The following is a 14,132-nucleotide window of genomic DNA, read 5'->3' as shown; positions in this document are numbered from 1 at the left end:
CTCCGAAAGGAGCGCTTACAGCATGACCCAGTTGGTGTATGTCATCAATCAAAATGGACACCCCTTGATGCCTTGCAAGCCATCAAAGGCACGCAAGCTGTTGCGGGATGGTCGAGCCAACGTGAAGCACCGTGCGCCCTTTACCATTCAACTGCGCTGGGACTGCGAAGAGCAGGTCCAGGACGTGGTGGTTGGCATTGATAAGGGCAGTTCAACGACGGGCTTTGCCTGTGTGGGCCGAGGAGAAATCCTGCTGTCAGGAGAGATCCTGCATCGCAAGGATGTCAAAGAAAAGCTCGACGCACGGCGTGCGCATCGGCGCAGTCGCCGGAACCGCCGCTGGTATCGTCCCTGTCGAATATTGAACCGGGCATCCAGCAAGCGCAGTGGCAGGCTGCCGCCTTCCATCAAGACCAACGTGGAAGAGGTGATCCGGGTGGTACGACGGCTGCCCTTGCCCATCACTCGGATCGTCATTGAGGATGTCCAGGTGGATATTGCCCGGCTCAATGATCCGACGGTACAAGGCAGTCGCTATCAAGATTCCAAACGCCTGGATGAGAACCTGCGCATCGCGTGCTTGCTGCGAGATCGCTACCAGTGCCAACACTGCGGCAAACGGGAGGTGCGTCTGGAAGCCCATCATGTGCAGTATCGTCAGCATGGGGGAAAAGACACACTGAGCAATCTGTTGACCCTGTGCGAGTCGTGTCATCATGGGGTGCATGCGGGGAAAATCACGCTCGAAGTTTCAGGTGTGAGCGGCCATCTTGATCACATCGCGCAACGGTCCATGCAAGGCAAAACGTATCTGTACACCACACTTGGAAGCGCGCTTCCGCTCTCAACGCTCTTTGGGTATCAAACGGCCACCTGGAGAAAGCAGCAGGAATTGCCGAAGGAACACGACAGTGACGCCCTGTGCATCGCGACCTACGACACCGGAGAACTGGTTCCCTGGCAACGAGAGCGATTTTATCGCATTGGGTTCCGCCCTCGTCAAACACGACGGCAGTACCACGATTTGCCGCGCAAGGGGCAAGGGCGTGTGCGCTATCAACTCAACACGGAACTGGAGGGCTTTCGCAAAGGGGATGTCGTCCGAGTCAAAGGAACATGGATCAAACAGATCAACTCGATTTATTCGACGGGATATCTCGCCTTTTCCCGTAAGAAGGGGGAGCCTGCGAACGCTCGTCCCAAGGATTGCGTGTTGCTGGAACGTGGCACCACGATACTCTGGCAAAGACCGCAAAGATAATCAAACACTGTCATTGATTCACAATGGTTTCAAAGAACGTTTCGAATACCTGAAGAAGATAGCTGGAAAAGAACATGAAATTGATTATTGGTCTGGGCAATCCAGGCTCTGAATATGAGCGAACGCGCCACAATGCCGGTTTTCGCATCGTTGATGAACTTGCTAAGAGGCATGGCTGGCGCTGGGAACGCAACGGGCGAGCCATGATAGCCAATGGTCATCTGGGCACCGAAAAGGTCGTTCTGGTAAAACCTATTACATTTATGAATAAAAGTGGAGAGGCGGTTGGGGAATTGCTGCGCTGGTACAAAGTGCAGCCCGAAGATGCGCTTGTGATCTATGATGATTTAGATCTACCAGTTGGAAAGATTCGCGTACGGCGCAGTGGCAGTGCAGGTGGCCACAATGGTATTAAAAGTATTATCAGCCATCTTCATACCAATACCTTTCCACATCTACGCGTTGGTATTGGACGGCCTGCGAACCCTAAATTTCAGACCGTAGATTATGTCCTGGGTGCTCCAGGAGGCGATGAGCAGATACAACTAGAGCTTGGTGAGAGCGCCGCTGTTGATGCCATTCCTCTCATACTTGAGCAAGGCATCGACGCAGCTATGAATATTCTCAATGTTGATCCCGAGGCGAAAAAGAAGGCCGAGGAGAGACGACGCCAGCAACAAGAGCGCCGCGAACAAGAAAAGTTGCGGAAAGCTGCTGAAAATGAAAAAAGTGCCGAAGTTGACAGCACACCTGCGTAACTCATTCAGGTCTCAGTCACACGCTCAGGTCCCAAAGAGAAAGAGCTCAACTTCGCCAGCAAACCAGGAAGAGAAATCTTTGTAGTAATCACTGGCCTGACGCGTCTCATGATTCCAAAAAATAACGGGATACTCGCCACTGACTTTGCGACGGGATCGATCAAAGCACCACTCGTCATAGGTCTGAGCAAAAGGAACCAGAACCGTCTCATCAGATAAAAACGTGTTCTCACCATTCTCCCAATCACGAATCCGTTCATAGTCATAGATACCCTGGAAGGCACGCCATAATGACGCTATCTCGTGATAACCTTCACAATCCGACCACTTATTGAAAAGCACAGACTTCCAATTCGCCAGACCTGGCCCTGCCCCACAGATCCATGGAATTCGATGTACTCCTGTTGCAAAACCATTCGTTACCAGCAGAAAACGTCGATAACTGGGGGGAAGGGTCAGGCGAAGGGCTGCCTCGGCCTGTGCAATATCCTGTAAAGAGGCTGGCGTATGAAGAACAATCTGCTTAGGGGCTTTCTCTGCCTGGAGCGCTTTGACCTGAAAGAGATAGCCCCAACGTTGAGAGGGATACCAGGGAGTAGGCGGCCAGCAGAGAATAGCCACATCCACCACTCGCTGAATAAGGGCGCGCAATGGCTCCAACAGAGAGCCAGATCCAAGCTCTTTCTTGACGCCTGCATGGACCACCGAGGCACTTTGAATAAGGATCTGCCATGGCTCACCTGATCCTTTCAGCCAGAGCCGTATAAAGCTGGCCACAGCAGGAGGCAGAGGCTCGCCAACGACAAGAGCTCTCACAAGCTTTTCGGCCTCTGGCTCCGCCAGTGAGACTGCCTGGACACCTTGTGCACGATAAGATTGGAGAATCTTTCGCCACTGATCGTTTTCATCCATGAATGTGCCTCTATTCGCATACAATTGTCTGTTCGCAAAAAATAGGGAATGAGAGCAAGGAGGTCCTTCGCTTCCCATCTGAAAGAACACTGGCAGCAATTTTTGCTATAAAAAAATTATACCCTTATTTGCTCCAAAAACCAGCTTATTGCAGGGCTTTTTAAGGACATCATCCAGGACAAATACACACTATGCACAGCAAATACAGGTTAAATATTTTGGTAAAGGCTTAGATAGGCATTGCACAGACTGAAATGGTAAGGTATGATAACAGGGTATGGAAAAAGGACAATGCACTACACCCCTCTCCACCAGGAATAGGATAGAGGGTGTGTAGTTCACTGTGTCTGTTGGAGGATGTTGTGATTTTACAGGGATTACTTTCATTACTAGCCCAGCGGCCCGAATATCGCCGCCTCATCGATAAATTACAAAAATCTGAGGGCATCCCCGCCTTGACTGGTATTACCGAAGCGGCGCGCCCTTTTGTGATTTCAACCCTTGCCGCAACCTTGAAACAGCCCATTCTGCTGGTAGTCAACGACGAAAATGAGGCTCAGCAGATCGCAGAGACGCTCAAAGCGTTTACTGCCAGTCCCAGTGATATTTTCTGCCTCCCAGATCGCGATGCTATGCCCTATGAACGGCTCATCGCAGATGGTCAGACAACCCAACAACGGATGCAGGCGTTAATCGCAATGGTTGAACGTGAGCGCACTGTCCTCGTCGTCTGCTCTGCTCTTGCACTTACACAGTTTGTTATCCCGCCGCAAGAACTGGCAGCCAGTCTCTTCCGCCTCCAGACGGGTCAGGAAGTGGACCTGACCAGCATGTTAGAGCACCTCTATAACCTTGGCTACGAGCCTGTGACAGAGGTCGAAGAGCCTGGACAATTCAGTCATCGCGGAGGTATTGTCGATCTCTTTCCACCTACTCTGCCCCGGCCAGTTCGCGTCGAGTTCTTTGGTGATGAGATTGAGTCTATCCGTACATTTGATCAGGAGACACAGCGCTCGCTTAATACGATTGAGGTCTGCATCTTAGGTCCTGCCCGTGAGGCACTCCCCGCTCGCGGACCAGAGGCTGAAAAAGAACTTGCTCGATTGGAGAGCAAGATTCTCCATCGCGATGCAGAGGAGCGTTGGAAACAAGACCTCGAACTGCTACGCCAGCGCCGTTCTTTTACAGATATTGCCTTCTATCTCCCCTATCTCCATGAGCAAGCGACTATCCTTGACTATCTTCCTAAACACGGCCTCCTGATCATTGATAATCCAGCCAGTGTCCAGCATCATATTCAGGAGATCAATGCCCAGGCGTTGGAGATCAAAGAGCGCCTTGAACGAGAGCGTGAAAATCCTGCCCATCTACGCCAGGCCTTTTATACCTGGGAACAGATTGAACCGCAGCTACAGCAGCGTCGTCAGGTGCGCTTTGCAGATATCCTCTCGACCGCCGAAGGCGATTTCGAAGCCCACCAGCACGGGGGCACAGAGAATCTCATTCCCGTCTGTAGCAGCGCCAATTCGTATGGCGGTCGGCTCCGCGCATTTGTACAGGATTGCCGTAAGACTCTTGATAAACGCGATCGTGTGATCATTGTGACAATGCAGGCCAGGCGCATGGCCGAAGTATTAAGCGATGAGAGTATCTTACAGGATGCGACTATTCATGTCAGCCCTGGCACCAATATCAATCAGATACCTGAAGCAGGCACTCTGACCTTGATCCAGGGTCAGATGTCGGAAGGCTGGCAATCGCGTTCACTGGCTTTATATGTCTATACCGATACAGAGATCTTTGGCTGGTCAAAACGGCGTGGTGTTCAGCGTCGCAAACCAGTTACCCCGGCCTCGTTTCTCGCCGAAGTCAATCCTGGAGATTATGTAGTTCACCAGGAACATGGTATTGGCCGTTTTGAAGGGCTCGTCAAAATGAACCTGACCGGCGTTGAGCGCGAATACCTGCTCATCCATTATGCTGGTACCGATAAATTGTATATTCCAACCGATCAGCTTGATCGCGTCACGCGCTTTATCGGCATGGGTGATGCCGTTCCTGGATTAAGTAAGCTAGGTACGACTGAATGGACAAGAGCCAAGTCGAAGGTTAAGGAGAATGTGCAAGAGATCGCACAGGAGCTCCTCAAACTCTATAGCCAGCGAGAAGCGGCACCGGGCCACGCCTTCCCACCTGATTCAGAGCAGCCCTGGCTCCAGGAGTTAGAGGATGCCTTCCCTTACCAGGAGACTCCCGATCAAGAGCGCGCCATCGAAGAGGTCAAAGCAGACATGGAGCGACCACGACCAATGGATCGCTTAGTCTGTGGCGATGTCGGCTATGGCAAGACCGAGGTAGCTCTACGAGCAGCGTTCAAATCGGTCCTGGATCAACGGCAGGTAGCCATCCTTGTCCCGACAACAGTCCTGGCCCTCCAGCATTACAACAATTTTAAAGAGCGTCTCAAAGCCTATCCAGTGCGCGTAGAACTACTCAGCCGTTTTCGCTCCGAAAAAGAACAGAAAAAAGTCTTAGAGGATCTTGCTCTGGGCAAGGTCGATATTATTATTGGGACACACAGACTACTCCAGAAAGATGTGGTCTTCCTCAATCTTGGTCTTCTGATTGTAGACGAAGAACAGCGCTTTGGTGTCGTTCATAAAGAGCGGCTCAAACAGATGCGAGCCGAGATTGATGTGCTCACGATGACCGCCACACCTATTCCTCGTACCTTGCATATGTCGCTGGTCAACCTGCGCGATATGAGCATTATTGAGACCCCGCCACAAGAACGGCTTCCCATTCGTACCACTATTCGTGAATACGACGATCATTTGATACGTGAAGCCATCTTGCGCGAGATGGATCGCGGAGGCCAGGTCTTCTTCGTGCACAATCGCGTACAAGGCATTCAGATCATAGCCCAAAAACTTCAGAAGCTCATCCCAGAGGCGCGCATCATCGTTGGACATGGACAGATGAATGAAGATCAACTTGAACGCGTGATGGTGGGTTTCTCCAATGGCGACTATGATGTCCTCATCTCGACGACCATTATTGAGAATGGGCTGGATATCCCCAACGCCAATACGATTATCGTGAACAATGCCGCCTATTTTGGCCTGTCACAGCTCTATCAGTTGCGCGGTCGCGTAGGCCGGGCAACCCATCAAGCCTACGCCTACTTCTTCTATGGCAAAGACGCAAAGCTCACGCCCATCCAAGAAAAGCGCTTACGTGCGATCTTCGAGGCCACTGAACTGGGAGCTGGCTTCCGCATTGCGATGAAAGATCTGGAGATTCGCGGAGCAGGCAGTCTGCTGGGAGCTGAACAATCAGGCTTCATGAACTCGGTCGGCTTTGACCTGTACTGTAAGCTTCTCTCGGATGCGGTACAGGAACTTCAGGGCAAACAGACGGAGGTCAGCGCCGCAACGGCTACTGTCGATCTGCCAATTGATGCCTACCTGCCTGATGAATATATTGGAGACCGCACACTCAAGGTCAACTTCTATCAGCGGTTAGCAACCCTTTCACAAGTAGAGCAGGTGGAAGCCATGACAGCCGAAATGAGCGATCGCTTTGGACCATTACCTCAACCTGCACAGAACCTTTTAACGCTCATCCGTATGAAGGTCGAAGCTGCTCAGCTTGGCTTTGAGTCAATTGCATTAAAAGATAATGAGCTGATCTTAATTGCCAAACGGAGCGTAGTCCCCAATCGCATCGTGCTTTATCGTCGCTTCAAAAACGAGGCTCGTGTTCAACAAGGAACGATTCGGATTCCTAAGCGTCTGCTTGGCACCAATTGGCTTCCCCAACTGCGGGAGCTCCTTCCCAGTATTACTGCCCCAGCTTCCTCTACCGCATCGTAACAGCTTGCGGGAACAGGCTCGCCTTTTAAACTGTCAAAAATGGGGCTCCAGCATCCAGTAGCGATACATTGCTACTGGATGCTGGAGCCTCCTTTCTGACAATCGCTTAGCCTCTATCTTTTGGTATGCATCAGGTGGAACATTAAAGCCTGCTTATAATCCAGTACACTCACAACGCCAGTCTTCATCACTTGATTGGAGAGATTAAGCAGAGTGGAGACAACCTGTAAACGAGTCTCGTCGAGCCGGGACTGCTGGCGCAACAGATCGAGTAATTGCGCGGGCGCCTGATTCGTCGTTTCCAGCCCTGCCGTCAAAGCCTCAACCCGCAGCCAGAGCACTAATTGATGTCGAAGCTGCTCAAAGATCGCCATATCATCTTCACCTACCGTCAGCATTTCGCGCTGCCCGGCAGCCGTGGTCGCTGTCGTCACATTCGCGGTAGCCGCCTGCACATTGGATATATTGGGAGAAGTGCCATGACTTACCGATGGAGAAGGCGACTCTGGTGTGGATGGCCTTACAGAAGGTCGCTGTGGCAACACCCCTGAGGGGGCTTGAGTTGGTGAGACGATTGGCTGAGGTGCAGATTCTGTGCGTCGTGCCGTTAGAGCAGGGTCAGCCAGACGCGCCGATGGCTGCTCAGCAGGCCGTGGTGGTACAGAATCAGTGCGACGAGCCAATGGTTCAACCGGTTGCACTGGCTGTAGCGGCACCTCGTATCTGCGCGCTGGCTCACTGGGCTGAGCCGCAGGAGCAGTCTGAGGTGCGCCCGAGGCTGCACTACGTCCATTAACTGTAGCTGGTGCGACGCCAGGGCGCGGATTCACTGGTGCAGTTGGCAAAGTTGGTTGCTGAACAAGTTTCTCATAGCTTTGCTGTGCAGGTGTAGGCTGTGGCCGTGTTGGACGTCGTGGCACTCCATTGCCCAGAGGACCCGTCGGGCTGGCTGTACGGGTATCATTTGCAGCTCCCGTCCGGATCTCACCGCGCCACTCCTGTAACTGCTGCTGCAAAGCCATCGTTGATGCAGAGATCTGCTCCCAGCTGGGTTCTGGCCGATTGCTGATACTCGTAGTGGACCAGGTAACTACTGGTCGCGGGCTCCCAAAGGGAGGAGCCATCTGCTTCTGGCCCGACAAATGATTACGCAGTCGTTGCGAAACAGAGGTGGCACAAGAGCCAATCTGTGTTCGAATATCAGACATACGTCTCCGGCCCTGGTTCCCGAAGAAACTGCGGTTGCGCTGCACAAATTGAATAAAGAGAAGCTCTATCTGATTCTGCAAATCGGCAGACATCAGATCCACACGATTCCAGGCCGTAAAATCAAACGAACTCAGATACAGCCAGACTTCTTGTCGTTTAACACGATCCACCGGGCGCATCTGCAACGAATCAGTGCGATAATCAAAAAAGCGTGGATAACAAAAATGGGTAATCAGCGTCTCAGCTAACTCCGCTTTTAAGCGTGCAATTTCAGCGGGCGGAAGTTGACCTAAATAAATGCCCATCCTACATCTCTCTTTCGTTCTACTGCTAACATGCCATTTTGAGCGGGCAGTACTTCCACTCACTATGTTTCTCTTTACTGGCATCAGTTGCAGCGCTTATGTACGATGACTCGAAGCAAATGTACCAGGTGCATTCACCAGCGGTAAAGGAAGCCAAGCCAGTACATCCTTTATTGTACTCGATGATTATACCAGAGGTAAAAGGGCCGTGGACATATGTCCTAGCCCTTTTGGAGATGTACTGGTGTACAGAAGAAAATCAGACCAATCTGCCTGTACAAAAGGATCAGTTGTAAAGGCCTCGGGAGCCGCTTGAGCATGGTGCCGCCCCTGGGATTGAGAGGGGACAGAGACCGATCCAATATGCAAGGTTGGCAACAAATCGGGCTCAAAAGCTACCGTTGGAGGAGCCAGGCCATGTTGAAGCAAAAGATATCCATCATCAGCATCCAATATCCCATACTGACCACTCTCCCACACTTGTTTAATCTCTGCCATATACTGATCCTGCTGAAAGTAAGGATAAATGTCTCCTGAGATATCCAGCAAAATATACTCAGCCTCTGTATCTCCATACGGAAAAAGATAGATCTGCTCACGCTGACTCAAATGAGGGACAAGATGAGTCTGAGCCGAGATAGAAGCGTTCGGTGGAACAAGATCAATAAAAGTCTGAGCCTTCTGAATATGAGCTGAAGAGACCGGCCACTGAAAATCCAACGTATAGGGCATCTGCCCATGAAAATAATAGTCAGCACGCAAAACGCTGATGGTCATCCCCACTAAGAGCACCAGCAGCAGACCCGTTCGAGCTACTGAAGAAGGGAGAGGTTTTACGCTCCGGTGAAAAGAGAAGAGCTGGTAACGCTTCCCTGCATGATATCCCCACTGCACCAGATAACGCCCTATAAATAGAAGAAGAACCAGCCCTTCTATACTTGCAAACAGAATAATAGGAACCAGTTCTGCACTATACTGAAAAAGCCCACTATACATTAATGGATCAGAGCTCAACATATTCAATGCTAACGTAGGCAAAGCCAGGACTAACACCCATGGAGCACAGAACGGAAGAGCAAACCACCAGCGTCCAAACGAGAGATGTCCGATCGGAGCAAACAGAATCATCAGATATTTAAAGTGCTCTGGCTCAAAGACATATTGGTGCAAAAAAGAGCGGGGATGGAGAATGATAGTCCCCAAAAAATGCTTAGGGCTCCCTAATTGCGCATACCTAGAAATGAGGAGATGATGTCCGGTTGGACTGAAGTGAGGTATGATCACGAAAAATGCGAGGAGAAACCAGAGCAGACCCACTCCCGACAGGCAGAGACCAACCTTTAGCCGTTGCTGAAAGACGCAGATCCAGAGTCCCAACATGCCGACAACCAGAGGCATCTCTTCTTTACAACCCATCGCCAGCACAGCAAAGACAATCATCCAGGACGTTTGTCGTGTATACATAAAATAGAGCAAGAACAGCAAGAAGGAAGCCGTAAAAGTCACGGCGTGGAAATCAAAGACTGTCGCTTGCTGTTGCGCTGGATAGAGCAGATAAAGGAGAGCAAAGCCGACACCAGCCAGTTCGCTACGCAAGCGTAACCGCGCCAACCAGAAGGCTGCGAATGCCCCACTCCCGACAATCAATGTTTGAAGCACCAGCAGCGTTCGTGGATCAGGCAGAAGGACATAGATAAGCGCCACTGGAAAAAGAATGGGCTCAAAATGGATGGCAAACCGCGAAACACCCTGGGTAGAGACACAGTTCGTATCAAACACAATATTGCAGATTGTTTGATGGAGGAGCTGGCCATGACCCAGACTCCAGATCGCCTGATTCATAATTCCAAAATCTTCAGCATTGGTCTGAAAGGTCTGATGTTTAGCGACGAGATAGCTAATAAAGTAGAGACAAAACGATAGGACTGCAATTGTTACACATCCCATCGCCAGCCAGAACTTTCGCGTATGTGGCAATGGCTCTGGGAGAGCATACCAGTTCCGAAACCACCCTGGTATGCCCTTGCATACCTGCTCCAAAATACGTTTCACTTAGACCCCACTTTCCTCACTTACCACCAACGAAACGTTTTCATGCTCTGGTGTAGTCTGTAGAGATTGCATCATCTCTTCACGCTGAATTGCCCGCACCTGCTGACCTCCACTCGCATACGCGACGCCCACACAAAGGAGCTCAGCCAATGTTGAGACAATGCGGGAGAGGATTGCTATAATACCAGCGATCGCGACAGGCAACGGGAGTGATAGGGCAAGCAGCCCACCCATTGCGAACTCCCGTGCGCCCAATCCACTTGGAGTAATGATACTGAGAAAACCCACATCCCAGGCCAGAGCATTAATGCCAATACAGATCGGCAATGCAGCCAGAGGAGCCTCCGGCCAGAGAGCCACTAACAAGAAATAGAAGGCCACACCAGCAATGCACCAGCTCACACACCAGTACGCTGTAAAGACCAGAATATCTCGATAACGCACATTCAGCACAACTGGTGAACGCCTGAGAAGGCGAAGCGCCTGATTCAACAGCCAGCTAAGAATGCGCGGATGCAAGACTATAAGCAGACCAAAGAAGATGATCCCACCCAGACCCGCCAGAACAGGCGTATTCTGGTTATGCAGTAGCTGCTTCAACGCTTCGACATTGCCCCAAAAGAACAGGCTTACGGCAAAGATAAAGGCTGCTGCTGCCAGCTTCGTAATCAGCTCAATCGTCATACTTGCCAAGGCCACTGGCCTTGGCACTCCATATTTGCCAACCCATAAAATGCGGGTCAACACATGCCAGACATTACCTGGAATATAACGCACAAACTCAGATGCTAGATAGACCCGTAAACACGGTCGCAGATCCAATTGATACCCCAGCCGTCCCAATACCTGTCGCCAGATCAACCCAAACGAGAGCTCCTGCAACATAAAGCCCAGAAATGCCAGCACTACATACCAGGGCTGAAGATGGAATTCATATGAAACCAATTTCTGCCATTGCGACTGAATCGAATAGATAATGAACGCCAGTACAATCAGCGGAATACCTACACGGAGCAGAAGCTTCCCATACTTTTTCAGATGACTCTTCTGCATTAATCCAATTCCTGCTTAATACTATACTCTTCGCTGCGCTGAAATGCATAATAGTGAATCATCTCACTCTGCAAACCAGTCAAGAAAAACTGCAAGCCAAAGATCATCAACAAAATACCGAAAAATAATAACGGCTGATTATGAATTGGCTCTTTAATAACATGCAACAGATGTGTGCGAACCACCACCCAGGCATCCACAAGAATACCAATGAGAAGTGTCCAGAAGCCCAGCGGCCCAAAGAGGCGCAAAGGGCGGCGCAAAAATGTCGTCAGGAACAGCACATTCAAGAGATCGATCAGCCCCTGCGCAAAGCGTCGTGCTCCAAATTTGGAGACCCCAAACTGCCGTGGATGATGGCGTACCTTGATCTCAGTAACTTTAAAGCCACGCCACTGAGCCATGACCGGAATAAAGCGATGGAAATCACCATACAATTTGAGATGAGGATCTTCAATAACCTCACGCCGATAGGCTTTGAAGCCATTGTTGATATCGTGAAGATTTACGCCCGTCGCACGGCTTACCAATCGATTAAACACGCGAGAGGGAAAGGTCTTGCCAATGGGATCAAGGCGAGGAAATTTCCATCCAGAGACCAGATCATACCCTTCATCCAACTTCTCCAGAAAGCGCGGAATCTCCTGTGGATCATCCTGCAAATCGCCGTCCATCGTAAAAATAATCTCGCCGCGACAGCGACTAAAACCAGCAACCAGAGCAGGAGTCTTCCCAAAATTACGTCGAAAACGAATCACTCGTACGGTGCCGCGATGGGCCTCATAGAGCGCCTTCAACTCTCGAAAGGTCTGATCTGTGCTTCCATCATCGATAAAAATAATCTCGTAGGTCTTACCTATTTGCATAAGCTGCTGCGACAACCGTTCAAAAAGGAGGGGGACGTTCTGCTCCTCGTTCATGACTGGAATCACAAGCGAGATCGCAACAGCCTGCTCAGATGGCTCTAGCTCGACTGCCTCCAGATCTTTAACTTGTAACGGTATGTTTGAATGTTGCATGCCTTCTGTTCTCCACTGATGAGATGGTACCATCCACACTCTGGCACTGACAGGCGTTAATGTGAGCATAGCCAAACAAGGACCGACCTAGATGGGATACCATTGATAATTTCTTGTATTTAGAACGGATAAATAGTTGGATGGGACACAAACTAGTAAACTCGATGGATACAACTATGATGTGATCACCTGAAAGTCCCAGTCGAGTCGTTTTTTACGAAAGATAAGAGAAAAGATCAGGCCGATCGGTAGTCAGCGAATCAACTCCTGCACGAGCCAGGCGCTCAAGATCAGCGGCTTTATTCACGGTCCAGAGAGCCAATTTCAGTCCGCGCTGATGAATCAGATTGACCATGGGGTCTGCGAACAGTCGTTGATCCAGACTCACCCACTGGCACCCTCGTGAGAGAACCTCGTCACACAGCTCGCGCACAGATTGCTCATTCTTTGGGGTCCAGAGGTCATGCGAGACCAAAGCCCCCACCTGTAAATCAGACTCGATGGAGCGCAATTCCGTCAAAACGGGCCAGTCAAAGGAGATAAAGAGGACCTGGGATAGCATTTTTGCCGCCCACACCTCACGCACCACCGCCTCAGCAATCTTAGGATAGCGGCCATACACGCCATCGCGCTTGCTTAGTTTAATCTCGATATAGACGCGTAAGCGACCTTTAACGAGGGCTAATACCTCAGCCAGAGTTGGAATCTGTTCAGGCTGCGGCCACCCCCCTGGAAAAGAGGCAGCAGCATTCAAAGAGCGCAGATCGGCAAAATCAACATCCAGAATATTCCCCGTACCGTTCGTCAGACGATCCAGGGTATTGTCATGGAAGACCACCAGTTGTCCATCGCGGCTCAACTGCACATCCAATTCAATCGCATCGACGGGCAGGGTTAACGCATTACGAAAGGCTGCCAGCGTATTCTCCGGAGCCAGTTGAGCGCCCCCACGATGCGCCACGCGCTGCACTTGATTCATTCATCACCCGCCTACTTCAAGAAAGATCGTAACATAAATTTACCTCTAAAACATTATACAAAGGCAACCCCTTCATTGCAACAAACGACAGAGTCCGCCGCTGGACTGATAGGGATCGAGGGACGAAAAACCTTGCGTTTTGTCAAGATTCATGGTACAATTTGCTGGTATCATCGAAGTTGTGGGTGGAACCACTCAACTCAACTGATATATCCAATCTGGGGATGTCGGGTTTCGACAGACGATCAGATTGTTGAATTGCAGGTCGAGGTGTCGGTACGCACTCTCGTTAAACAACCGACAAAACATAGTTGCCAAAACAAGCAACAACAACTTCGCTCTCGCTGCCTAATAACCAGTGACGCGACATCCGCCCAACTTTTTCTCGTGGGGTTGGGGTACGGGTGCCATAAAACGCGAGATGCTCTTACACTGAACGCCCTCTAGGTGTAAGCTAAGACCAGCGGGCCAGCGCACCAGGAATTTTGTCGATGGGAGTCCGGGGCGTAATGAAACACATCGACTAAACCTGTAGTACATTCTCCAGTGGGATCGCCTGGACAGGGAGTTCAACTCTCCCTCATCTCCACCACAGAACAAGGCTAGAAGTCGGGACGTCAGCCCGCTTCTAGCCTTGTTTTATGCCTACTGCAAAGTCAGTCCAATAACAGGGAACCAACCCGTTTGACAGTTTATTGACAGTTTATCG

At 50.7% G+C, this 14,132-nt stretch carries 9 protein-coding genes and 1 other RNA gene; 4 read left to right on the top strand and 6 right to left on the bottom strand.

What is annotated here, in order from left to right:
* Positions 1-22: 22 nt before the first annotated feature.
* A complete protein-coding gene (gene iscB / locus EL628_RS08380; RefSeq protein ID WP_161975352.1) occupies positions 23-1,261 on the top strand; it encodes an RNA-guided endonuclease IscB in 1,239 nt (412 codons plus the stop codon).
* A 74-nt stretch (positions 1,262-1,335) separates the two neighbouring features.
* Positions 1,336-2,019, top strand: a complete 684-nt coding sequence (gene pth, locus EL628_RS08375; RefSeq protein WP_126579500.1) for an aminoacyl-tRNA hydrolase — start codon at positions 1,336-1,338, stop codon at positions 2,017-2,019.
* 24 nt (positions 2,020-2,043) lie between these two features.
* On the opposite strand, the gene EL628_RS08370 is transcribed toward pth, so the two are convergent.
* On the bottom strand, positions 2,044-2,931 hold the full coding sequence (locus EL628_RS08370) for an SMI1/KNR4 family protein (protein WP_161975351.1): 888 nt from the start codon (positions 2,929-2,931) through the stop codon (positions 2,044-2,046).
* A gap of 329 nt (positions 2,932-3,260) precedes the next feature.
* Between EL628_RS08370 and mfd the strand changes: the two genes are divergently transcribed.
* Positions 3,261-6,806 (top strand): transcription-repair coupling factor, encoded by a 3,546-nt coding sequence (gene mfd, locus EL628_RS08365; protein ID WP_126579498.1) that lies wholly within the window; start codon positions 3,261-3,263, stop codon positions 6,804-6,806.
* A gap of 113 nt (positions 6,807-6,919) precedes the next feature.
* Here mfd and EL628_RS08360 read toward each other — a convergent pair whose 3' ends face one another.
* From EL628_RS08360 to EL628_RS08340, 5 genes are all read right to left on the bottom strand, one after another.
* Positions 6,920-8,320 carry a hypothetical protein gene (locus EL628_RS08360; protein ID WP_126579497.1) on the bottom strand — a complete coding sequence of 467 codons (1,401 nt, stop codon included), beginning with the start codon at positions 8,318-8,320 and terminating at the stop codon, positions 6,920-6,922.
* 186 nt (positions 8,321-8,506) lie between these two features.
* A complete protein-coding gene (locus EL628_RS08355; protein ID WP_126579496.1) occupies positions 8,507-10,372 on the bottom strand; it encodes a DUF2079 domain-containing protein in 1,866 nt (621 codons plus the stop codon).
* A complete protein-coding gene (locus EL628_RS08350; RefSeq protein WP_126579495.1) occupies positions 10,373-11,425 on the bottom strand; it encodes a lysylphosphatidylglycerol synthase transmembrane domain-containing protein in 1,053 nt (350 codons plus the stop codon).
* The gene (locus tag EL628_RS08345; protein ID WP_126579494.1) at positions 11,425-12,444 is read right to left on the bottom strand and encodes a glycosyltransferase family 2 protein; all 1,020 of its coding nucleotides are present in this window, start codon (positions 12,442-12,444) and stop codon (positions 11,425-11,427) included. Before EL628_RS08345 ends, EL628_RS08350 begins: the two co-directional genes overlap by 1 nt.
* Before the next feature lie 214 nt (positions 12,445-12,658).
* Positions 12,659-13,423: a glycerophosphodiester phosphodiesterase gene (locus tag EL628_RS08340; protein ID WP_126579493.1), complete on the bottom strand. Its 765-nt coding sequence runs from the start codon at positions 13,421-13,423 to the stop codon at positions 12,659-12,661.
* A gap of 220 nt (positions 13,424-13,643) precedes the next feature.
* On the opposite strand from EL628_RS08340, the gene ssrA reads away from it, so the two are divergent.
* Positions 13,644-14,015: a transfer-messenger RNA gene (ssrA, locus tag EL628_RS08335) on the top strand.
* Positions 14,016-14,132 lie beyond the last annotated feature (117 nt).

Origin of the sequence: Tengunoibacter tsumagoiensis, assembly GCF_003967535.1 — a bacterium.
Classification (GTDB): Bacteria; Chloroflexota; Ktedonobacteria; order Ktedonobacterales; family Ktedonobacteraceae; genus Tengunoibacter; species Tengunoibacter tsumagoiensis.
Note: the sequence above shows the minus strand (reverse complement) of the source record. Positions and strands in the feature narration are given on the sequence as shown.